Annotated in this window: 19 protein-coding genes; 18 read left to right on the plus strand and 1 reads right to left on the minus strand. The window is 67.3% G+C overall.

Annotation, left to right across the window (positions count from 1 at the left end):
* The first annotated feature begins 27 nt into the window (after positions 1–27).
* From ACL58G_RS13670 to ACL58G_RS13745, 16 genes are all read left to right on the plus strand, one after another.
* Positions 28–1050, plus strand: coding sequence for an ABC transporter substrate-binding protein (locus ACL58G_RS13670; protein ID WP_413384267.1), 1023 nt, complete (start codon positions 28–30; stop codon positions 1048–1050).
* Between the two features lie 85 nt (positions 1051–1135).
* Positions 1136–3367, plus strand: coding sequence for an ABC transporter permease (locus ACL58G_RS13675; protein ID WP_413384269.1), 2232 nt, complete (start codon positions 1136–1138; stop codon positions 3365–3367).
* 22 nt (positions 3368–3389) lie between these two features.
* Positions 3390–4430 carry an ABC transporter ATP-binding protein gene (locus ACL58G_RS13680; protein ID WP_440967327.1) on the plus strand — a complete coding sequence of 347 codons (1041 nt, stop codon included), beginning with the start codon at positions 3390–3392 and terminating at the stop codon, positions 4428–4430.
* A gap of 37 nt (positions 4431–4467) precedes the next feature.
* Positions 4468–6093 (plus strand): methyl-accepting chemotaxis protein, encoded by a 1626-nt coding sequence (locus tag ACL58G_RS13685; protein WP_440967329.1) that lies wholly within the window; start codon positions 4468–4470, stop codon positions 6091–6093.
* 22 nt (positions 6094–6115) lie between these two features.
* Entirely contained in the window at positions 6116–7144 is a 1029-nt protein-coding gene (locus ACL58G_RS13690; RefSeq protein WP_413384276.1) for a type I phosphomannose isomerase catalytic subunit, read from the plus strand.
* A 458-nt stretch (positions 7145–7602) separates the two neighbouring features.
* Positions 7603–9429, plus strand: coding sequence for a type III secretion system outer membrane ring subunit SctC (gene sctC, locus ACL58G_RS13695; protein ID WP_440967331.1), 1827 nt, complete (start codon positions 7603–7605; stop codon positions 9427–9429).
* Entirely contained in the window at positions 9429–11066 is a 1638-nt protein-coding gene (locus ACL58G_RS13700; protein ID WP_440968033.1) for a PilN family type IVB pilus formation outer membrane protein, read from the plus strand. Before sctC ends, ACL58G_RS13700 begins: the two co-directional genes overlap by 1 nt.
* Before the next feature lie 19 nt (positions 11067–11085).
* On the plus strand, positions 11086–12366 hold the full coding sequence (gene pilO2 / locus ACL58G_RS13705) for a type 4b pilus protein PilO2 (RefSeq protein ID WP_440967332.1): 1281 nt from the start codon (positions 11086–11088) through the stop codon (positions 12364–12366).
* The gene (pilP, locus tag ACL58G_RS13710) at positions 12356–12862 is read left to right on the plus strand and encodes a type IV pilus biogenesis protein PilP (protein ID WP_413384282.1); all 507 of its coding nucleotides are present in this window, start codon (positions 12356–12358) and stop codon (positions 12860–12862) included. The genes pilO2 and pilP overlap by 11 nt, the downstream gene beginning before the upstream one ends.
* The gene (locus ACL58G_RS13715; RefSeq protein WP_413384284.1) at positions 12859–14445 is read left to right on the plus strand and encodes a GspE/PulE family protein; all 1587 of its coding nucleotides are present in this window, start codon (positions 12859–12861) and stop codon (positions 14443–14445) included. Before pilP ends, ACL58G_RS13715 begins: the two co-directional genes overlap by 4 nt.
* Complete coding sequence (locus tag ACL58G_RS13720; protein WP_413384286.1) at positions 14435–15511, plus strand: type II secretion system F family protein; 1077 nt, start codon at positions 14435–14437, stop codon at positions 15509–15511. Before ACL58G_RS13715 ends, ACL58G_RS13720 begins: the two co-directional genes overlap by 11 nt.
* A 23-nt stretch (positions 15512–15534) precedes the next feature.
* Positions 15535–16077 carry a type 4 pilus major pilin gene (locus ACL58G_RS13725; RefSeq protein ID WP_413384288.1) on the plus strand — a complete coding sequence of 181 codons (543 nt, stop codon included), beginning with the start codon at positions 15535–15537 and terminating at the stop codon, positions 16075–16077.
* Positions 16078–16087: 10 nt separating this feature from the next.
* Positions 16088–16585, plus strand: coding sequence for a hypothetical protein (locus ACL58G_RS13730; RefSeq protein ID WP_413384290.1), 498 nt, complete (start codon positions 16088–16090; stop codon positions 16583–16585).
* Positions 16586–16595: 10 nt separating this feature from the next.
* Positions 16596–17852 carry a shufflon system plasmid conjugative transfer pilus tip adhesin PilV gene (gene pilV, locus ACL58G_RS13735; protein ID WP_413384292.1) on the plus strand — a complete coding sequence of 419 codons (1257 nt, stop codon included), beginning with the start codon at positions 16596–16598 and terminating at the stop codon, positions 17850–17852.
* Entirely contained in the window at positions 17849–18298 is a 450-nt protein-coding gene (locus ACL58G_RS13740) for a lytic transglycosylase domain-containing protein (protein WP_413384294.1), read from the plus strand. Before pilV ends, ACL58G_RS13740 begins: the two co-directional genes overlap by 4 nt.
* A 68-nt stretch (positions 18299–18366) precedes the next feature.
* On the plus strand, positions 18367–20106 hold the full coding sequence (locus ACL58G_RS13745; protein WP_440967336.1) for a type III effector protein: 1740 nt from the start codon (positions 18367–18369) through the stop codon (positions 20104–20106).
* An 8-nt stretch (positions 20107–20114) separates the two neighbouring features.
* Here the strand turns inward: ACL58G_RS13745 and pyrB are convergent, their stop codons facing one another.
* The gene (gene pyrB / locus ACL58G_RS13750; protein WP_413384301.1) at positions 20115–21065 is read right to left on the minus strand and encodes an aspartate carbamoyltransferase; all 951 of its coding nucleotides are present in this window, start codon (positions 21063–21065) and stop codon (positions 20115–20117) included.
* Positions 21066–21255: 190 nt separating this feature from the next.
* Between pyrB and ACL58G_RS13755 the strand changes: the two genes are divergently transcribed.
* Both ACL58G_RS13755 and ACL58G_RS13760 read left to right on the plus strand, forming a co-directional pair.
* A complete protein-coding gene (locus ACL58G_RS13755; RefSeq protein ID WP_413384303.1) occupies positions 21256–22350 on the plus strand; it encodes a type IV pilus twitching motility protein PilT in 1095 nt (364 codons plus the stop codon).
* A 124-nt stretch (positions 22351–22474) separates the two neighbouring features.
* The gene (locus tag ACL58G_RS13760) at positions 22475–23482 is read left to right on the plus strand and encodes a pectate lyase (RefSeq protein WP_413384305.1); all 1008 of its coding nucleotides are present in this window, start codon (positions 22475–22477) and stop codon (positions 23480–23482) included.
* Positions 23483–23500 lie beyond the last annotated feature (18 nt).

The following is a 23500-nucleotide window of genomic DNA, read 5'->3' on the forward strand; positions in this document are numbered from 1 at the left end:
CCCGGCAATACTTAAAACGGAGACGACATGAAACGATTTATCGCGGGTGCCCTCGGGGCGCCCCTGCTGGCGCTCGCCGCCGGCCCGGCCAGCGCCGCTGGCGGTACCCTGAATCTGATCTGCGGCGTGCAGGTCGAATGGTGCAACCTGGTGCAGACCACGTTCTCGCGCGAGACCGGCATCAAGGTCAACATGGTGCAAAAGGGCGCGGGTGAAGCGCTGGCGCAGATCGCCGCCGAAAGCGCCAATCCGAAAACCGACGTGTGGTTCGGCGGCACGGGCGATCCGCACCTGCAGGCGGCCGAGAAGGACCTGACCCTGGCCTACCAGTCCCCCAACATCAACCTGCTGCGCGACTGGGCGGTGGAGCAGGCCAAGCAGGCCAAGTACAAGACGGTCGGCCTGTATTCCGGTCCGCTCGGGTTCGCCTACAACACCGAGTTGATGGCGAAGAAAAAGCTGCCGGTCCCGATGTGCTGGATGGACCTGATCCAGCCGCAGTACAAGGGCGAGATCCAGATGGCCAATCCGAACTCCTCGGGGACCGCCTACATGGCGATCGCCACCCTCGTCCAGCTCACGGGCGAAGACAAGGCATTCGAGTACCTGAAGAAGCTGCACAAGAACATCAGCCAGTACCCGCGCTCCGGCACCGGGCCGCTGAAGAACGTGTCGCATGGCGAGAACACGATCTCGATCAGTTTCGTGCACGACGTGCCGGGCGAAGTCATCCAGGGTTTCCCGGTGAAGAGCGTGACGCCGTGCGAAGGGACCGGCTACGAAATCGGATCGATGTCGATCGTCAAGGGCGCGCGCAATCTCGCCAACGCCAAGCGGTTCTACGACTGGGCGCTGACCGCGAAGGCGCAGGAACTCGGTGCGGCGGCCAAGCAGTTCCAGCTCCCCTCGAACAAGGCCGCGAAAGTCGATCCGCGGGTGCCGGACGTCTCGCACATCAAGTTGATCAACTACGACTTCGCGAAGTACGGCAAGGCGACCGAACGCAAGCGCCTGCTCGAGCGCTGGGAAAAGGAAGTCAACGGCGACTGACGCCGGTGTCACCGAGGGAGCGGTGCCCCACCGGCACCGCTCCGATTGCAATATTTGGCCCCGGCCTGGGGATCGGAAAACAATCATGAAACAAAAAACCTGGTTTGGCGGTGTCCCGGGATGCTGGGCCATGCTCGCCATCGCGGCGTCGGGACTACTGCCCTGGTACGGTGTGCCTGACGATTTCAAGTGGCTGCGCGACTTCGGCGCGATCTTCAGCGACGTCGGCGCGGCCAACGCCTGGCTGCAGGCCGCTGCATTCCAGCGTCCGTGGCTGTTCCTGCCCCTGGTCGCGCCCGTCGTCGCGCTGGGCGGCCTGCTCCTCCGTGCGCGGCGCGCCCAGGCGTTCGTCCTGCTGGGCAGCGCCGGGGTGGGGCTGGCCGGCATGCTCGGCGCGGGCTACGCGATCGGCGTGCAAGGCTGGGTGTGGCCGTCGCTGCAGGCGGGCGCGCTCGAGCTCGCGGTCGGCCAGTTCGGATTCGGCTGGGGCGCGGCGATCGTGCTGGTGTCGCTGCTGGTGCTGCTGGGGGTGGGACTCGCCCGCCTCGGCTATTTCCAGGGTAACGAATTCGTCGCCGGCGCCGTCGTCCTGTGCGCCGCCGCGTTGATCCTGTTCATCGCCGAGCCGGTGCTCAAATCGCTGAGCGGCGCCCTGTTCGACGAAGCCGGGCAGCTCAGCGCGACCGAGGGCTGGGCGCGCCTGTCCAGTTCGCGCGTGTGGAGCCTGCGCTGCGTCAGCGGGGCGCAAAGCTGCGGCGTGGCGTGGAATACGCTGGGCCTGGCATTGGCCACCGCCACCGGCACCACGGTCCTGGGCACCTTGCTGGCGCTGCTGACCGAGCGCGCGCTGGTACGCGCCAGGCCGCTGGTGCGCGTGATGTCGATCCTGCCCATCGTGACGCCGCCGTTCGTGGTGGGCCTGGGCCTGATCCTGCTGTTCGGACGCGCCGGACTCGTCAACGAGGCGCTGGAACAATTGTTTGGGCTGGAGCCCTCGCGCTGGTTCTACAGCGCCAAAGGGGTGTGGCTGGCCCAGATGATCGCGTTCACGCCGATCTCGTACCTGATGATGCGCGGCGTCACGCAAGCCATCGCGCCCACGCTCGAGGAGGCGGCGCAAACCCTGCGCGCCAAGCCGATGTACGCGTTCATCTCGATCACGCTGCCGCTGCTCGGGCCCGGCCTGGCCAACGCCTTCCTGGTCGGCTTCATCGAGTCGATGAGCGACTTCGGCAATCCGATCGTCGTGGGCGGGCAGTTCTCCGTGCTCTCGACCGAGATCTTCTTCGCCATCGTCGGCGCGCAGATCGATCCGGGGCGCGCCGCGTCGCTCGCGCTGATCCTCAGCGCGTTCGCGCTCGCCGTATTCGTCCTCCAGCGCAAGGCGCTCGGCAAGGGCAGCTATACCAGCATGTCGGGCAAGGGCGACAACGGCATTCCGCCCGCGCTGCCCACGCCGGTCCGCCGCGTCGCCATGGGCGTGGCCGTGCCTTGGCTCGGCTTCACCGCCATCATCTACCTGTTCGCGTTCGCCGGCGGTTTCGTCAAGCTGTGGGGACGCGACTTCAGCCTGACGTTCCAGCACTTCCACACCGCGTTCGGCATCGACTGGAACGGCGGCTTCGCGCTGACCGGCGCCGCGTGGCAATCGCTGCTGACGACGTTGCGCCTCGCCGGCGCGGCCGCGCCGGTGACGGCCCTGTTCGGCCTGCTCGTCGCCTACCTGCTGGCCCGCGTCAAGTTTCGCGGCCAGAACGCGTTCGAGTTCGGCGCCTTGCTGGCCTTCGCGGTCCCGGGCACCGTGCTGGGCGTGGCGTACGTCACGGCCTTCAACGTGCCGCCGTTCGAGCTGACCGGCACCGGCCTGATCATCATGGTGTGCTTCGTGTTCCGTAACCTGCCGGTCAGCATCCGCGCCGGCACGGCCGCGTTCAAGCAGATCGACAAGAGCCTCGACGAGGCGTCGAGCATGCTGGGCGCGTCGACGCCGACCACCCTGCGCCGCGTCATTCTTCCGCTGCTGCGCCCCGCGCTGGTCACGTCGCTCGTGTATTCCTTCGTGCGCGCCATGACGACCGTGTCGTCCGTGATCTTCCTGGTGAGCGCCGAGAACGAGCTGGCCACCACCTTCATCATCGGCCGGGTCGGCAACGGCGAGTACGGCGTGGCGCTGGCCTATTGCACGGTGCTGACGCTCTTGATGCTCGCCGCCACCGGGCTCATCCAATGGATGGTCGGGGAGCGCTCGCTGGGACGCCGCAAGCGCCAGCAGGAACAGCAGGAAGACACGGCGCAGGCAGCGCCGGTGATCTCATAACCAACAAAAACGAGGAGCCATCATGAAGCCCGGAATCGAATTCAAGAACATCACCAAGGCCTACACCAAGAACGGCGCCCTGGCGGTCAAAGGCATCAACTTCACGGTGCCGAAGGGCACCCTGACGACCCTGCTCGGCCCCTCGGGCTGCGGCAAGACCACGACCCTGCGCATGATCGCCGGCCTGGAAAGCCCGACCGGCGGCCAGATCCTGATCGACGGCGTCGACGTGACCACCCTGTCGGCGGCGGAGCGCAACGTCAGCCTGGTCTTCCAGAGCTACGCGCTGTTCCCGCACATGAATATTTTCAATAACGTCGCGTACGGCCTGACGGTGGCCGGCGTGGACCGCGAGCGCACGAAGGAACGCGTCGACGCCGCGCTCGACACGGTGGGGTTGAAAGGTTTCGGCACGCGCTGGCCGGGCGAGTTGTCCGGCGGGCAGCAGCAGCGCGTGGCGCTGGCGCGCGCTCTCGTGCTGGAGCCGGCCGTGCTGCTGTTCGACGAACCGCTGTCGAACCTGGACGCGCGTCTGCGGCGCCAGATGCGCGACGAAATCCGCGCGTTGCAGCAGCGCCTGCAGCTGACCGTGGCCTACGTCACGCACGACCAGAGCGAAGCGCTGGCGGTGTCGGACCAGATCATCGTCATGCGCGACGGGCTGATCGCGCAGGCGGGCTCGCCATCGGACCTGTACGAACGCCCCAACAGCGAATTCGTGGCCGGCTTCATGGGCGAGGCCCTGCTGTTGCCGGCCAATGTGACCCATGGCGGCGAGGTGCAACTGGGGCCGCTCTCCTGGCGCACGCCGGATGCCGTTCCCACTGGACGGGCGCTCGTGGCGGTGCGGCCCGAGGCGTGGATCGTCGGCGATCTCGGCCAGTACGGGCTGGCGGCCAGGGTGTGCAAGGCCACCTATCTCGGCGGCTTCTACGAGTACACGCTGGATACCGAAATCGGCGAGCTGTTCGTCGTCTGCCCCCACGTCGACCGGGCGCGCAACGTGGCCGACCCGGTCAGCCTGGGCATACACCAACGCGGCGTGTCGGTGCTGCGCGCGTGACGGCCTGTTGACATCCACCGCCACCGGGAGAGCTCTCATGCGCGCAATCGTCAATCTTCATATCGGCGCGAGGCTCGCGCTGGGTTTCGGCCTCGTCCTGTTGTGTGCAAGTGCCTTGCTCGGCATCGGGCTCGGCAACATGGGCGTATTGCAGAGCGATACCGAGCACATCGTCGGCAGCCGCCTGGTCAGCCTGAACGGCGCGCTGCGGATGCGGCATGCCGGCGCGGAGATCGCGCTGGCCATGCGCCGGATCGCCGCGCCCACGGATGGGAAAGAGGGCACCGACGCGGCCGCCGCGCTGGTGCGCCTGCTGGGCGACTACGACGAGGCCGAGCGGGCCTTGCAGCATGGCGCGGTCGACGCGGACGCCCTGGCCGAGGTGCGCCGGCGCAAGCAGGCGTTGATGCCGGCGCTGCGGAATATCCAGTCCACCGCCGCGTCGGGCAATCTGTTCGATGCGGCCGTGATGCTGAAAACCGATTTCGCGCCCAGGTACGCGGGCTGGATCGACGCGCTCGACACCCTGGCCAATGCCGAGCAGGACGCCATGGCGCGCACCCGCGACCACTCGCGCACGCGCTACCGCACGGCGCAAGTCCACATGCTCGGCGCCGGCCTCGCGATGCTGCTCCTCGGCGCCCTGTGCGCGGTGTACATCACGCGGTCGATCACCACGCCGCTGCGGCGCGCGGCGCGCATCGCCGACACCATCGCCGGCGGCGATCTCCACGTGGCGATCGACACCGGCGGCAAGGACGAGGCGGGCCAGCTGATGCGCGCCCTGAAGCTCATGCAGCAGAACCTGTTCGCGGCGATCGCGCAGATCACCGCCGGCAGCGAGCACGTGCTCGTGGCGTCGCGCCAGATCGCCGAGGGCAACCTGGATTTGTCGACGCGCACCGAACAGCAGGCGGGCACGCTGCGCCAGACCACCGCCGCTATGGCGCGCCTGGAGGACACGGTCGGCGGCAACGCCGAGAACGCGCGGCAGGCGCAGGAACTGAGCACGGCCGCGTACGCCTGCGCGCAGCGCGGCAGCGAGGTCGCCGCGCGCGTGTCGGACACGATGGGGTCGATCAAGGCAAGCTCGGACAGGATCGTCGACATCACCACGGTCATCAATTCGATCGCGTTCCAGACCAATATCCTCGCCCTCAACGCGGCCGTCGAGGCGGCCCGCGCCGGCGAGGCCGGCCGCGGTTTCGCCGTGGTGGCGGCGGAGATCCGGGAACTGGCGCAGCGTTCGGCCGGGGCGGCGCGGCAGATCGATACGCTGATTCGCGACTCGGTGACCCAGGTCGACGCCGGCCATGCGCTGGTCGGCGAGTCCGCCGCGACCATGGGCCAGATCGTCAAGGCCGTGCGCCGCGTTGCCGAGCTGGTCAGTCAGATTTCCGCGGCCAGCGCCGAGCAGGGTGCGAGCATCGGCGGGATCAGCGTCGCGATCGGCCAGATGAACGGGATGACGGAGCAGAATGCCGCGCTCGTCGGCGAAGCCGCCGCGGCCGCGGAAAGCCTGCGTGAACAATCGGCCCAGCTGGCCGAGGCGGTGGCCCGCTTCCATATTGCCGGAACAAGCGCGACGCAGGCGGCACCGCAGCGCCAGATTACGTCGCGGCGATTGAATCTCAATACAGCCGATTGTCCTGTCGCGGAATAAAAATCCGTATTCGGCGACTGACATGCATATTTGCCAGTCGACAAAAAAAGATATCAACATTATCTCGCGAACGATGCCGGATTTATATCCCCTGATATTCAAAAGTATATACAAGGATAAAATATGGGGCGGGCGAAAGTTATTCAGCCATCTCGCCAGGGACTGCCCGCCGGGGTCGCGTTGCGGCGAGTCGTGGGAAGTGTGCGGACTGCCGTCGGACGATTCGCTGGTGAAAAATGGCGCGCTGGCCGGTACTTCGCTTTCGGCTTTACTGAGGCATTATCGGGAATGCCTTGTCGGGAAATCCCCGTATGCGCGCTTTGGTAATCGTTTTCCCTTGCTCGTCAAATTCATCGACGCCGCCGACGATTTATCGATCCAGGTGCATCCCGGCGATGTGCTGGCCGGTATGAAACACGATTCGCCGGGGAAAACGGAAATGTGGTACGTGATCCAGGCCGATCCCGGCGCGACGCTGATTGCCGGGTTCAATCGGCCAGTCAGCGCCGCCCTGTGCCGCGAAAGATTCGAATGCGGCCGGGTCGACGACATCCTGAACCGTCACGCCGTCGCCGCGGGCGACGTGTTTTTCCTGCCCGCCGGCAGGGTCCACGCCATAGGGAAGGGCGTCCTGATCGCCGAGATCCAGCAGGCGTCCGACGTGACCTACCGGATCCATGACTACGACCGCGTCGATGCGAACGGACGCCGGCGCGCGCTGGACACGGACAACGCCATCGCCGCACTGGATGTCGGTGCCGACCAGGATTGCAGGCTCGCGTATCAGGAAATCCTGAATGCGCCTGCCCGCCTCGTGCACTGCGAGCATTTCACGGCCGATATATTGGCGTGTTCTGAAACGGTCGTGCGGAATTACGCGTTCGACTCGTTCGTTATCCATGTCTGCGTACATGGAGCCTATACGATCGATTATGGCCGGGGGCGGCTGGACGTGCGTATCGGCGATTGCGTCCTGATTCCCGCGGCAATTGAATCCGTCAACCTGGAAACAGAATCGGGATTCAAGTTACTGGAGTGTTTTATCGTTTAAGTTTTTTTTCGCGGTTTCCCTCTTTTTGGGTCGTACTTGACCCCGTCTGTCCTTATCGCCTTTACCGGCGAGGCGCATCTATTCACTAAACAAAGTTCATGCTGTGGCGATAATGCGTCATTCCTTAAAAAGCTTTGAGCTTTATCAAAAACCCTTGAGTTTCTTTTTGTGCCCGAGGTAGACTACGCAACGAATTAATTGTTTCCTTGCCGAAATTTTTTCGCTTCCAGCATGACTGAATCCGGTTCGTGTTGGAGCGGGTTTCGGCGAATTGCCGCGCCGATGTCGAGCGAGCGAAAAGCGCATCGAATACCGTGAGAAACCATAGCCGGATGCATTTTGAGCCGGCCTTGGGCGGCTAAAAAGTGGTAGGAGTTACAATGATGTTGTGCGCTAACATTTTCTGTCCCGGCCTTGGGACGAGCTCGAGATTCTGGCGGCGCGCGACGCTGGCGCTGATGACGGCGACCACGGTGGCGACGTCGCTCTGGGCACCGGCCGCGCACGCCGCAGTCCCGGCGGGCTGGAAGGACCACGGCTTCGCACTCGATACCGCCGGCATGCCGCTGCACCAGGTGCTGGAGCGGTTCGCCACCGAATACGGCGTGGAGGTCGTGTTCGACGTGCCGGATCGGGCCGTGAAAAAAGAAACCCTGCGCGCGAGTGGCGGCGCCGACTTGCTGGACCGGTTGGCGCAGGCCTGCCGCTTCCGCTGGTTCGTCTACGGCGACACGCTGCATATCGTTCCCCGCGAAGACAATGTGTCGATGCGCCTCGAGCTTGGCGCGAACGCCGTGCGGGATGCCAGGGGCGTGCTGGCCGGCGTGGGTTTGTACGAGAGCCGCTTCGGCTGGGTGGAGCTGCCGAAGGAAGGCGCCGTCGTCATCAGCGGGCCGCGCGAGTACGTCCGCCTGGCGCGCGAGGTCCTGGTGCCCGCCCGGCCAGGCGACGCCATGAACGACATGCAGCCGATGGTGTTCCGCCTGAAGTACGCCGGCGCGACCGACCGCGTGATCACCGCCCGCGGCAGGACGGAAACCATCCCCGGCATGAAGACGATCCTGTCGAACCTGCTGGTCGGGCAGCCGGCCTCCGCCTCCGTGCAGGCCGCCGACGCCGGCCATCCGCGCATCGACGCCGACCCCTCGCTGAACGCCGTCATCATCCACGACGCGGCCGGCAAGCGCGCCATGTACCAGGCACTCATCGAGCAGCTCGACGTGTTGCCGCGCCAGGTCGAAATCGACGCGCTGATCGTCGACGTCGACCGGGACAAGCTGCCCGGGCTGGTCGCCGGCGCGGCGCCCGCGGCGCCCGGGGCGACGTTGCTGGTCAACGATGCCGCCGGCCTGGTCGCCAGGCTGAAAGCGCTGGAAGCCAGCGGCGATGCGCGCATCGTGGCCACGCCGGGCGCGCTGACGCTGAACAACGTGGCCGCCGTGCTGGACCTGCGCCAGTCGCGCTACATCCCGCTGGTCGGCGAGCGCGTCGCCGACGTGGCCGAGGTGAGCGCCGGGACGCTGCTGCGGGTGGTGCCGCGCCTCGTCGACGATGGCGGCACCCGCGTGCGGCTGGACGTCGACATCGAGGACGGCAACCTGGGCAGCGGCACCGACGCGCAAGTCACCCGCTCGACCCTCAGTGCGCTGGCCATCGTCGACGTGCGGCAGATGCTGATGATCGGCGGTTACGGGACGGAGGCGATGTCCGGCGACCGGGCGTCTCCGTCATTGCTGGGCAACCTGTTTGGCCACAAGGACACGCCGGGAACCCGGCGCGAGCGCCTGTACCTGATCACGCCGCGCCTGGCCGGCGGCACGCCGGCGCAGGCCGCAGCCGAACCGGCCGCGGCGCCGCAGCCGCAGCCGCAGCCGCAGCCGCTTGCTTCCGCGCCCGTGCCCGCACCTGTGCCGCCCGCCCCGGCGGCGGTGCCGGCGCCCGCGCCGGCCGCGGCCGCAGTCGCGCCGGTCGCCGCCGCGGTCGTGCCGGTGCGCGCGGCGCCCGTCGCGCCCCCGCCGCCGCCCGAGCCGACCTGGGCCGTGTTGCAAAGCGATAAAACCCTGAACGGGACACTGCAACGGTGGGCGGCCGGCGCCGGCTGGCAACTGATGTGGGAACTGCCCGTCGATTACGCCGTGGCGGTGCGCACCGAACTGCACGGTTCCTTTGCCGACGCCGTCGGCATGGTGGTGAAGAGCATGGAGGGAGCGGACGTGCCGATGAAGGCGATTTTCTACGACGGCAACAAGGTGCTGCGGATCGTTGCGAAAGGAACCGAACCATGATGACCAAGCGCTTGCAGGCGGTGTTGCCCCTGCTGCTGCTGTCGGCGTGCGGCGGCATGTCGGCCCGGCTGGACAAGACCATCGACGACACCGGCGGCCAGGTGGCCACCCTCGTCCGGGACACCGGCCATACCGCGAACGGTGTCGTGGCCAGGGCGCCGTCGTCGGTCAGCCACGAATCCGGCATCTGGCTCGGCAAGGACGTCGTCAAGCTGGGGCAGCCCGCGTTGCCGAAGATCTTTTTCGAGAACGCCGTGTTCGACAAGACGGTCGCGTCGCTGGCCGAGCTGGCGGAACGGATCAGCGTGCGCACCGGCCTGCCGGTGAAGGTGACGCCCGACGCGCTGGACGTCGCCGCAGGCATGCGCAGTACGCCAGCCGGCGCCGCCGTGCCGCTGCCGCCGGGTGGCGTGGGCGATGCCCGTGCATTGGCCGGCCCGCCGTCCGCGCGCGGTGGCGGGGTCCGCATCTACTACACGAACGGCAACCTGCGCGGCCTGCTCGACACGGCGGCGGCGCGCTTCGGCGTGTCGTGGAAATATGTTGACGGCACGATCCAGTTTTTCCATACGGAGTCGCGCACCTTCCAGATCAACACGCTGCCCGGCGATTCGACGTTCAACGCCAGCGTCACCAGCGGCGCCACGTCGAGCCCGGGCACCGGCGCCGGCACCGGCGGCGCCGCGGGGGCGGGCGGCGGTGCGGGCACGACGAATGGCGTGACCGCCAACAACAGCCAGAACACGGCGGTGGCGTCCAAGCTGTCGGTCTATGGCAGCATCGAAAGCGTGATCAAGGCCATGTTGTCGAGCTACGGCAAGGTGGTCATCTCGCCGGCGACCGGGTCGATCACGGTGGTCGACACGCCCGACACGCTCGACCGGGTGGCCGCATACATCGAGAACGAGAACCGGACGCTCGAGCGCCAGGTGGTCATCAACGTCACCGTCCTGTCGGTGAGCCTGAACGACAGCGAAGACTACGGCATCAACTGGAACCTGGTGTACACGACCCTGCGCCAGAAGTACGGGCTCACCAGCGCGCCGTTCGCGCTGGACGGGACCCGGTTCTCCGCCGGTGTGCTGGGCGATTCGCGCTTCGCGGGCAGCACCGCGATCATCGACGCGCTGTCGAAGCAGGGCAAGGTGCGGCGCCAGACCACCGCGTCGGTGATCACGCTGAACAACCAGGTGGTGCCGCTGCAGGTGGCCAAGCAGACGTCCTACCTGCAGCAGTCGCAGACGACGGTGGTGCCCCAGGTCGGCACCACCACGACGCTGATTCCGGGCACCGTCACGTCGGGTTTCAACATGAGCATCCTGCCGCACGTGCTCGCCAACGGCACCGTGCTGCTGCAGTTCTCGACCGACATCTCCGCGCTGAACACGATCCGCGAAGTGCAGAGCGGCGGCAGCAAGATCGAGACGCCGGAAATCGATACCCGCAATTTCCTGCAGCGCGTGGCGATGAAATCGAACGAGACGCTGATCATCAGCGGGTTCGAGCAGACCGACGACAACCTCGACCGCCAGGGCGTGGGCAGCGCACGCAACGTCGCGCTCGGCGGCGGCATCAAGGCGGCCAGCGCCAAGGAATCCATCGTGATCCTGATCACCCCCACGACGGTCGGCCCCTGACGCGAAGCGATCCGGCATCATGGCCATCCATATCATCCAGATTGAAAAGCACCGGTTCGTGTGCGGCCTGTTCTGGCAGTCGCTGTCGCGGCCGCGCGAACTGGCCAGGGAAGCGCGCGAACTGGGCGCGAAGATCGACTCCGACCTGTACGTGCTGCGCACCGACCAGTCGACCGCGCAGGCGGGCTTCGGTCAGAGCGCGGACGGCGCGCGCCGCGGCATGTTCTCGCTGGGCGCGATCATCTCGAAGACGCTGGCGCTCGAAGGCGCCTACTTCGACGGCGAGAAGCAGCGGGTCCACAACTGGCTCGCCGCGCTCAGGCTGCCGGACGGCATGTGGGCCTATTTCGCGGCGCGCGACGCGAACTTCCTGCCGAACGGCGATTTCGCCGGCACCCGCGAGGAAGTCATGGAGCGCCTGCACAGCGACTATGGCCTGGGCGGCTGGAACGTCGTCCTCGGCGATGCCGAGCTGGCCGACTACGGCTTCCACAACTTCGAGGCGCGCACCGTCGAGAGCTTCATCCCGCACCGCAAGGACGGGCGCATCCGCGCGCATCGCTGGTGGGGCCTGCAGCCCGTGCACACCCGGGGCAATCGCTGGCCGGCGCTGGCGGCGGCCGTCCTCGCCCTGGCGCTCGCCGGGGGCTGGATCCATGTCCAGCGCCTGCGGGCCGAGCAGCGGGCCGCGCAGGCGGCCGAAGAGGCGCGCATCGCCGAGCGCCAGGCCGTGCTGCGGCGGGCGGCGCCGTCCGTGCAGCCGCCGCCGTGGGGCGGCAAGCCGACGCCGACGAGCCTCGCCAGGGCCTGCGTCGACGGACTGGGCCATCTTGCCGCCGGCGGCTGGCTGCTCGACGAGTACGTCTGCACCGCCGACACGGCCAGCTACGCATGGTCGCGCCACGGTTCCACGCTGGACCTGCTGCGTGCCGAGGTGCCGGATGCCGTGTTCGACCTGGGCGGCGAGAAGGCCACCCTGGCCGTGCCGCTCCGGCTCGAACGGCGCCCGCCCGAGGCGCTGCTCGAACGCCGCGCATTGATGGAACCGATCATCTCCGAACTGCAACACATGGGCATAGCGTTCAGGATCGCCAGCCTGCCGCCGCCGGCGACGCAGCAGGCGCAGACGCAGACCCGGGCGCCCGCGCCGCAGTGGCAGGCGTATTCGTTCAGCTGCGACAGCCAGGGGCTGTTGCCCACGGCCCTGGCCGAACTGCTGGACCGGCCCGGCGTGCGTATCGACCGGATCGTGAACCGGGCCGGTCACTGGTCAATCGAAGGAGTCATGTATGTCAAATAAATCCCTCTGGTGCGCGCTGCTCGTGTCGATGTTCGGCTGCGCCCACGCGTACGCCGATCCGACCGCCGAAAAGCTGAGCCGGATCGAAGGCGAGACGCTGCTGCTGAAGGCGCGCGAACGCCAGCTCGACGTGCAGGGCAGCATCCTCATGAAGCAGAACCAGATCGCCACGATCCAGGCGGCCACCACCGCGCTCACGCATGCGCCCGGCGCCGGCGATCCGCAGGTACGCGGCGTCGAGGGCGTGGGGCGCGCGGTGTTCGCGACCCTGCAACTGGGCGACGGCACCGTCATCGAGGTGCAGCCCGGCGACATGCTGCCGAAAGGGATGCGGGTGGTGTCGATCGCGCCGGGCAACGTCATCGTCAGCAAGGGCAAACAGCGGGTCCGCCTGGCGCAGGCGGCGCCGCCCCAGCCGCAATTCGGATCCGCCTTGCCGCTGCCGCCCGCGGTCCCGGGCCCGCCGCCGGGCCTGCCCGCAGGGAGCGCGCGATGAACCTGCTCGCGTTGGACCGGGCGGAACCGCGCGCCACCGGACGGAGCGAACAGCAGGGCGGCGTCGGCGACATCGGCACGGCCGCCGTGCTGAGCGGCGCGGGCACGTTCGAGGCCAGCGCCGAGGAGCGCAAGCTGCTGTGCCTGCTGAGCGACGGCCGCCTGCTCGTCGCCGAGGGACAGAGCCTGAACCGCCACGTGCTGTCGTACATCGCGCGGCTGGAAAAGATGCGCCGGCCGTTCCAGGTGACGTTCTCGCGGATCGAGGTCATCGCCCGCGCCTACCAGGGCGGCGGGAGTGCGCAGCCGCAGCACGAACACTCGCTCATGCAGGTGACGGCCAAGGACCTGCTCAACCGGGCCTGCCAGGCGCGCGCGTCCGACATCCATATCCGCGTCCGCAAGGATTGCACGGAGACGTGGTTCCGCATCCACAACGACCTGGTGCCGAAGGGCGTGCAGACGCGCGAATACGGCGAGCGCCTGCTGGCGACGCTGTACGGGGCGATGACGTCGGTGTCCGACAATTCGTACAAGCCGATGGAGCGCCAGGACGCCGCGATTTCCGACCGCGACAAGCTGCCGCCCGGGCTGTACGGCGTGCGTATCGCCACCGCGCCCACCAGCGAAGGCGCCGTCATGGTGCTGCGCCTGCTGTACAACGACGCCGGCGACAACGTCGACCTGCGCCCGCTCGGCTTCAGCGAGACGCACGCCGGCATGCTCCAGCAGATCAAGGAGCAGCCGATCGGGATGAACATCATCAGCGGTCCCACCGGATCGGGGAAATCGACCACGCTGCAGCGCATCCTGTCCGGCGAAATCATCGAGGCGGGCGGCAAACTGCACGTGCTGACCGTCGAAGACCCCGTGGAATACCCGATCGAAGGCGCGGTGCAGACGGCCGTGACCAATGCCAGCACGGAAGCGGACCGCGCGCGCCAGTTCTCGGCCGCGATCTCGAACGCGATGCGGCTCGATCCCGACGTCATCATGATCGGCGAGATCCGCGATGCGGCGTCGGCGCAGAACGCCCTGCGCGCGGCGATGACGGGCCACCAGGTGTGGACGACGGTGCATGCCAACAGCGCGCTGGCGATCGTCGACCGGCTGCTCGATCTCGGCCTGCCGATGAGCCTGGTGGCGGACCACACGATCATCACGAGCCTGATCAGCCAGCGCCTCGTCAAGGTGCTGTGCCCGCATTGCAGCCGGCCGCTGGTGGACGCGCCGGAGGCGCTGCCGCCGGCGCTGTACGCCCGCGTCCGGCAAGCGGTGGGCGGCGCGCTGCCGCGCGTGCGCGTGACCGGCGACGGCTGCGAGCATTGCGCCATGCAGGGCACGGTGGGGCGGTCGGTGCTGGCGGAAGTCATCGTGCCGGACGCCCAGTTCTTCAAACTCATCCGGGCCGGCGACAAATGCGCGGCGGTCGCGTACTGGATCGAGCACCTGGACGGCCGCACGATGCTGGGCCACGCGATCGACAAGGTCGCGGCCGGCCAGATCGATCCGCGCATGGCGGAAAAGGTGGTCGGCCACCTCGCGGCGCCGGGATCCCGGCTGGAGGTGGTCCATGCGGTTTGACGTCACGCGCGCCTGGGCGAAGACCCAGTTCTCGGCGGCGGCGCGCGTGCGCCTGTACCGCAAGATCGCCAAGATGCTCACCAACGGCCTGCCTTTGCTGCGGATCCTGGAAGTCCTGCGCGAACGGGCGTCGGACAATGGCCGCAAGCCGCAGGAGCCGCTGGCGATCGTGCTCGACGATTGCCGCCGGCAGGTGCAGAACGGCCGGATGCTGTCGGAAAGCCTGGAAGGCTGGGCGCCGCGGCCGGAACGCATGATCCTGCTGGCCGGCGAACAGTCCGGCAACGTGGAGGCCGCGCTGCTGGCCGTCGTCGACGTCGTGCAGGCGCAGCAGCGCATCAAGGCGGTCATCGTCGGCGGGCTCGTTTACCCATGCGCGATCCTGGCGCTGATCCTCGTCTACGTCTACCTGTTCGGCACGAAGGTCATTCCCGAGTTCACCCGCATCACCGACCCGACGAACTGGCATGGCGCCGCCAGGTCGCTGTACGTCATGTCCGAGGTGGTCCAGCACTGGATGCTCGCCATCGTCGGCGCGCTGGCGCTCGTCGCGGGCGGCGTCGCCGCGGCGCTGCCGCGCTGGCGCGGCAACCTGCGCGTGTTCGCCGACCGCTTCGCGCCGTTCTCGATCTACCGGCTGGTCGTGGGCAGCGGTTTCCTGCTGGCGTTCTCGGCCTTGCAGACGGCCGGCGTCACGGTCGAGAAGTCGCTCAGCCGCCTGTCCGACATGGCCGATCCGTGGCTGCGCGAACGCCTCGACGGCGCGCTGCTGGGAGTGCGTTCCGGCCTCAACTGCGGTGAAGCCATGCGCAACGCCGGTTACGGTTTCCCGTCGGCCGAAGTGATCGACGACCTGTGCGTGTACGCCGAGTTCCGCGGATTCGGCGAGGCGCTCAAGGTGATGGCCGACGAATGGCGGGAAGAGGGGATCGAGCAGATTTCCAATCAGATGAAGATCCTGAACGGCGTCGCCATCCTCGTGATGGCCGCCGTGATCGGCTGGCTGGTGACGGGTTTCTTCGGCATCCAGCACGAGATCGCAACGATGACACGCGCAGTACATTGATTCCAACAAAAAGGAGATACAACATGTTTGCCACCATGCCCCAACGCCGCGCCCGCCTCGCCCGCCTGCACCGCCAGCGCGGCGCCTCGCTGCTGGAAGCCATCGCCTACCTGGGCGTCGCCGCCATCGTGGTGCTCGCCGCGGTATCGCTGCTGCAGAATGCCTTCGGCAGCGCGCGCTCGAACCAGACCATGGAAGAGATCACGGGACTGCGCACCGCCGTGCACAAGATGTATGCGGGCCAGTCCTACAACGATGCCACCATGGTGGCCAACCTGGTCGCGGCGAAAGCCATTCCCGGCACGCTGACGCTCGGCGCCAATAATGCCATTACCAATGCGTGGGGCGGAACGGTGACTGTTGCGAAAGTGGACGCGGCAAATTTCAGAATCACCTATGAAAACGTGCCGCAGGAGGTGTGCATGAACGTCGTCAGCGGCGCGTCGGGCTGGACCAGGATTGCCGACGGGGACGACGGCAACGCGATTACCGTTTTCCCCGTCACTGCGGCCAGCGCCGCGGCGCTGTGCAAAGCGTCGACCACGATCGCGTTCACGTCAAACTGAGCTTGAGTCAATGTGGGCCGTCCTGATCATGGCCGTCGTGGTCGCGCTCGGTGGCTGGTACGGATGGCCGGCCGAACACGGGCGCGAGGCCGTGGTCGAGCAGCAGGCGCGCGACGATGCCGGGACCATGGCGGTCTACCGGGACGCGGTGATGGCGTACTTCAAGGCGAACAACGTCACCGACACCAGCGTGAGCCTGGCCGGCCTGAAGGGGGCCGGCGTGCTGCCGGCGTGGTCGAAACTGGCGACCAGCCCGACGGTGGCGTGGACGAATTACCGCGACGGCGCGGGGCAGATCTACATTTTCCCCGCCGCGGCGGGCGCGCGGCCGATCGTCGCGGAACTGTTGGCGCTGTCGCGCAACTCACTCAACGTCGGCGTCTACCGGGCGGCGGACCATACGCTGTTTTCGCCCGTGGACGGGACGCGCATCGCGCTGCCGACGCTGGGCGACGCCGTCATCCCGGACGGCGCGCCGGTGTGGCTGGCGCAGGCACCCTGCGATTGAGGAAACAACGATGAACACGATGCGGCGGCAGCGCGGCATGACCCTGATCGAAGTGTTGGCGGCGCTCGCCATCGCGTCGGCGCTGCTGGTCGGCCTGGCCAGCATGATCGGCGATTCGATCGAAGAAGTGAAGGAACAGCAGGCCGCCCTGCAGCAGGCGCAGGTCGTGGCGGCCGCGTCCAGGTATGTCGCGGCGAATTACAGCGACCTCGTCGCCAGCACGGGCGGGGGCGCCGTGACGGCCGTCACCGTGGCGCAGCTGACTGCGGCCGGCTTCCTGCCTGCCGGCTTTGCCGCGACCAACCCTTACCAGCAAGCGGCATGCGTGCTCGTGCGCCAGGGCACGCCGGGCCGGCTCGACGCGCTGGTGGCCGGCTACGGCGGCACCGCGATACCGGACCGCGCCATCGCGGCGGTGGCCATGATGGCGGGGCAGGGCGGCGGCTACATCAGCGCCGCGCAGCCCGCCACGGCGCGCGGATCGTCCTGGGCACTCGCCACCGCCGCCTACCAGGGTGTGGCCTGCGGCGGCGCGACGGTCCTGAACGGCACCGCCGGCCACGATGGCGGCCACCTCGTGTCGGGCCTGTTCTACGACGGACCGGGCCAGTTGTCGACCGATTTCCTCTACCGCGACGTGGTGCCCGGACGTCCGCAGCTGAACCGGATGAACACGCCGCTGGGATTCGCCGGGACCGCCCTGGTGACGCTGGGCACGGCATGCGGCGGCGCGGCGGCCATTGGGATCGACAGCGCGAGCCGGACGGTGGCGACGTGCGGGGCCGACGGCCTGTGGCAGGCGGTGTCGACGTGGAAGGCGCCGGTGGCCAATTTCGCCGACCTGCCCGCCACGGGCAACACGACCGGCGACGTGCGGATGGTCACCGCATTGAACCGCGGCTTCACCTATTCCGGCAGCGCATGGGTGGCGCTGGCCGTCGACGAGAAGGACGATCTGCACGTGCCCGGCACGGTCTACGGGGACACGGCCGTCGTCAGCGGCGGCCCCGTGACGGCGGAAAAGACGGTGACGTCGAACCACGGCGGGATCAAGGGCGACTGGGTGGTCGGCAGGAACTGGGTGGAGGGCCCCACGGTGTATCTCAATCAAGCCATCGTGGCGGGCACGCCCTGCAATATCCCGAATCCGGACGGCAGCATCACGTACAACATCGGCTCGGTCAAGAAAGATGCGAACGGCGTCCTGCTCTCGTGCCAGCCGCCGGATAACGTCTTCAAATACCTGAATGGAACGCTGACCCCATGAGCGGCACATCCACACCGCGCCGCGCGGCGGCAACCCTCGCGTGCGTGCTCGCGTGCGGCCACGCACAGGCATGCTGGGAGGACGCCGGCGCGCGCTACGGCGTGAACCCCTACCTGCTGTATGCCATCGCCAAGACGGAATCGGGCTTGAATCCCACTGCGATCGGCCCGAAGAACAAGAACGGTTCCTACGATATCGGGCTCATGCAAATCAACAGCAGCTGGTTGCCGACCCTGCGCCGGTACGGCATCGGCGAGGCCGAGTTGATGGATGCCTGCACGAACATCGAGGTCGGGGCGTGGATCCTGTCGGGGAAGATGCAGAAGCTGGGCAATTCATGGACCGCCGTCGGGGCCTACAACGCCGGCAAGCCCGAGCTGCGCATCGCTTACGCGAAAAAAGTCTATCGCAACCTGCCGCGCGCGGCCCTCGAGGCCCAGCGCTGACCGGTTTGCGCCGCATACATCATTGTTGAGACGTTCGCGCGGCCGCGCGCATGACCTTGGAAGTTGATATGAAAACGATTTCGTCGACGATAACACCGATCAGCGACCGCCCGGCAGCCGGGACCGCGTCCACCGCCAAGCCCGAGACCAGCCGCGCGCCGAAGCGCACGTTCGGGTTTTCCTTGCCGGTGCTGGGCCGGCGCCCGAAGACGCAGCCGTCCGCGGCGAACGTACAGGCGCCGCTGCAGCGGCTGGAACAGTTCAGCGCCCGGCACGCGCAGACGCAGGCGCCCGCGCCGGAGCGGGTCACGCTGGCGGACATGCTGCATGCGGACAAGTCGCCGACGCTGGCGGAACTGATGCGGGCGGATGACGACGCCGCGTCCACGCCCGCGGCGCCGGCCGCGCGCCCGAAGACGTTCGGCAAGCTGGCGTCGGGGCCGAAGATCGACTGCATGGCGGACACGCTGACGTCGATCGATCGCCTGGACGAGCAGCAAGTGTCGCAGATCACGGAAGCGCTCGGCATGGGCCCCGCGGCCGCGCCCGGCCGCGAGCGGGACGCCCAGCTGAAAGCCGCGGGCCGCCTGCTGCGCGCGCCGCTGGATCTCCATCCGCCCGCGCCGGACAGCGCGACGATCGGGCGGACGCAATTCGGCCGGGGCATGCCGCCCGACGTGCTCGCCTCGCTGTCCCGGGCGGCCAGGGCGGCCAATTGCTTCGTCACCGAGCGCCAGGTCGCCGGTCCCGACGGGAAGACGGTGAACATGCTGCAGGTGCATTTCGCAAACCGGGGCGACCAGGAAGGCGAGCCGCTCGCGTCCCAGCCGGACTCGGTCAACTACCATGCCGTGCAACGGCTGGCGGCGCGCTTTGCCGAAGCGCTGTCCCCGATCGTCCGGACCGACGACAGGGAATACCGGATCGAGTACGTGGCGTGCCCGCGCGGGCAGGGCGGCAGCGCCGACGTGTTCGCGGACCAACTCGCCCGGCAGATGCCGATGAGCTACCAGCCCGCACGTACGGAGCTGACTTCCGATCACTACATGGACGCTTCGATACGCACGTCGCGCCTGTTCAGCCTGCTGCCTGCGGGCGAGCGGGAACAGCTGGTGCGTGCGGCCCACGTCGCGCACATGGTGTGGGACGAGCAGGTCGGCATGGACGAGCACGGCAACCAGCGGCTCGAGGTGCGCGTGATGTTCGGCGGCACACAGAACATGCGCGACGTCAAGCAGGCCTTCAGCAGCATCGGCCAGTCGGTGGGCAAGGTGTTCAAGGCGAACCACGAGGCGGCCGTGCTGGTGGCGAAGGCCATCGAGACCGCCCAGGCCAAGACGCGCAACGTGAAATTCGAGTACATCGCGGGCGGATCGATGGGCGGCGCGAGCGCGCAGCTGTTCGCCGCCGCGGTCGAGAGCCGCGTGAAACTGTACGACCCGGCGCCGCTGATCCTGTTCGATCCGCAACTGCCGAACGAGGCCCAGGCCAGGCATGCCATCAAGGACGGCAAGCTGGGCTACGACTATGCCAAACCGCGCGGCATCGCCATCACGCTCGACTATGCGGAGCGTTCGCGCAAGAGCCTGATGGGACGCATGAAAGGGCTGGGCTTCAAGTCGCCCGGCCTGGTGCGCCTGAAGCTGGGCCTGAGCGCGTACGACCGCACCAAGCACCTGCCCGACGGCGGGACGGAACTGCGCCCGCCGCGCACGTCCGGGCCGCCGGGCATGGGCTACCATGCGGATCCGGGCCTGTACAAGAGGGCGCTCAACCGGTTCACCGGGATGGTGGGGTTGCGGCGCTGAACCTGCGCTCAGCCGACGTCGGCCTGCTTGCCCAGCACGAGGAGCAGCAGCGCCATCCGGATCAGGATACTGTTCGCCGCCTGGCGGAAATAAGCGGCGTTCGGCAGGCTGTCGACGTCCGTGTGCAGTTCGTCGATCCGGGGCAGGGGATGCAGGATCACCGCGTCCTTGCGGCAGCGCGATTCCACTTTGGCGCGGGTCAGGACATAGCTGCCGCGCACGGTCGCCCTCACTTTCGCGTCGGCGATCCGTTCGTCCTGGATGCGCGTCAGGTAGACCACGTCGGCCTCCTCCAGCGCGGCGTCCAGGTTGCTCGTCCGGATCGCCTGGCATCCCATGTCGCGCACGCCGCGGAGGATCGCGTCGGGAATCTGGAGTTCGGGCGGCGCGACGAACAGGAAACGCACGCCCGCATGGAGACACAGCAGGTTGACGAGGGAAGGCACGCAGCGCCCGAACTTCAGGTCGCCCACCACGGCGATCGTCATGCCGTCGACGCCGCGCCCGGGCCGTTCCTCGAGGATCGTGAACAAATCCTGCAGCGCCTGCGTGGGATGCTCGCCATTGCCGTCGCCGGCATTGATGACCGGCACGCTCGACACGGCGGCCGCTTCGGCGGCGGCGCCGCGCTGGTGATGCCGCATCACGATCACGTCGCAATAGGATTGGATCATGGTGATCGTGTCGGCCAGCGACTCGCCCTTGGCCAGCGACGAGTTGACGGTCCCGGTCGTGCTGTTGACCTGGCCGCCGAGGCGCATGAACGCGCTGGCGAAACTCATCCGCGTGCGCGTGCTGGGCTCGAAGAACAGGTTGCCGAGGATGTAGCCGTCGAGGACGTTGCTCGTGGCCTGGCGCGCGGCGATGGGCTTCATCCGGCGCGCCAGGTCGAACAGGGTGTCCAGCCCCGCAAGGTCGAACTGGTTCACTGAAACGATACTGCGGTTCTCGAATTCCAAAGCATACTCCGTTGTCCGCCGGGCCGGTCAACCGCGCATTCTGGAGGAAAACATCGGCGGCATGTGCGGACCGACAGCGGATTGACGGCCAAGTGACAGGAAAATGCAAGACTTCCCGTCCGCCGGACGACTGGTCAGCCAAAGACAGCCGCGCTATACTCAAGCAAGTCCTACATTACCCAGGTGCATCATGTCCGACGATTTTTCGATATCCCGTGAATTACTGGAGGAGCTGATCTCCCTCGTCAATTCCGGCCAGAGCTTCTCGGATATTCATATCGAGCAGGACATGCCCGTCATGATCAAGTCGCCGCGCGGGTGGCGCCAGGTCGGCACGGAACCGGTCACGCTCGAGGACATGCTGCCCGTGCTGAACGCCATCGACGAGGACTGGGAAGACAAGATCGTCGAAAGCGCGATCGACCGGCCGTTCATCCTCACCGACTACCGGCTGCGCTGCAACGTGTTCCGCTCGTCGTCCGGCTCGAAGACGACCATTTCGATCCGCCGCCTGCCGCTGCGCCCCATCGCGCTGGATCAGACCGGCCTGCCGCACTACGTCAAGACCGTGCTCGAGGCGACCCGCGGGATCATCCTGATCACGGGGCCGACCGGCTCGGGCAAGACGACGACGATCGCCTCGATGCTCGACCAGATCAACGCCACGCGCAGCGCCCACATCATCACGATCGAGGAGCCGATCGAATACCAGCTGCGGCGCAAGCAGTCGATCATCTCGCAAAAGGAAGTCCCGACCGACACGGCCACGTTCTCGTCCGGCCTGCGCGAAGCGCTGCGCCAGAAGCCGGACGTGCTGATGGTGGGCGAGATCCGCGATTTCGACACGGCGGACACCGTCCTGCACGCCGGCGAATCGGGCCACCTCGTGCTCGCGACGATGCACACCAACAGCGCGGTCAGCGCGATCTCCAAGCTGCTGGGTTTCTTCCCCGCCGAACAGCGCGAGCAGCGCGCGGCCGGGCTGTCGAATTCCTTGGTCGCGGTGATTTTCCAGACCCTGCTGCCGAACGAGCAGGGCGACGACGTCGTGCTCGCCTACGAAATGGTGTTCAACAATAACCAGCAGGTGGCGCAGTATATCGCCGACCCCGGCAAGCTGCACCTGATCGCCGACTTCATGCGCCGCAAGGAGGACAGCATGTCGCGCAGCCTGAACGACGTCCTGGTCCAGCTGATCGCGAAAAAGGCGATCAACGTGAAGGATGCCATGCGCGCCACCTACAACCGCCTCGAGCTGCACGAGATGGCCAACGCCAAGCGCTGACGCGCCCGGCTTCGCACCCGGCGGCGCGGCTTCGCCCGCCCCGCCCGCCGGCCGCTCGTGTGCCGTCATCCTGTCGAGGGGCACTCCCTCAACCAACCGTACAGGTACCGACATGAGCACATGCGTGCATTCCCAATATTCTCCACAGAATTTTCCCGATTTCCCCAAGGCCCCGGCGGGGCCGTCTCCGCAGCAGCAGACGGACGAGTGGATCAAGCGGCTCGAACACTTGTCCGTCAAGCTGAAGCAGCAGGTCAGGGACGACGACCACGAGCACGGGCACAAGCGCAAGGCCAGTCTGCCGGCCGCGCCCTATCATGATGCCGACGGCGAACCGGAAACCAGGCGCAAGAAGTCATCCAAATCGGCGTCCAAATCGGCGTCCAAACCAACATCCAAACCGCCGGCGGACACCAGCGTGCCTGCCGGCGCCAGACCGGAACGCGGCCAGCCGATGCCGAAGCCGACCGGCATCGTCGACGTCGACAAGCCGATCATCGTGAAGGCCGGCGAGACCTTCGACGGCGGCGGCAAGTACTACCGGCCGACGAAGGCGATCGGCGACGGTTCCCAGAGCGAGCACCAGCAGCCGGTGTTCATCCTCGAACCGGGGGCGACGCTGAAGAACGTCCAGTACTCGGGCGGCGACGGCATCCACCTGATCGGCGACGCCCACCTCGACCACGTCGTCAACCGCGACATCGGCGAGGATGCCATCACGATCGACGGCGAGAAGAACCGCATCCATGACGCGAAGCTGTCCGGCATGTCGGTCGACGACATCCCGAAAGGGCCGGCGAAAGTCGTCATCACGAACAGCTCGTTCTACAACGGTTCCGACAAGGTGGTGCAGGACAATGGCGACGCCGAGGTGCTGATGAAGAACGTCTACGTGAACGGCGCCGGCAAGCTGTTCCGCACGAACGGCGGCCAGCCGATCACGAGCAGGTTGACGGTGCAGGATTCGACGTTCGAGAACGTCAAGGAATCGCTGTTCCGCACCGATTCGAAGACGTCGAGCGCCAGTTTCTCGAATGTCGACGATGGGGGGATGAAGGTGGTGGCATTGACGCCGGATGCCGCGCAGATCAGCGGGACCCGCAAGGTGTCGTACAAGCCGTATTCGGGATGAGGCGGAAGCGGGCGGCGC

The sequence above is a fragment of the Massilia sp. GER05 genome (assembly GCF_052056005.1).
Taxonomy (GTDB): Bacteria; Pseudomonadota; Gammaproteobacteria; order Burkholderiales; family Burkholderiaceae_D; genus Telluria; species Telluria orientalis.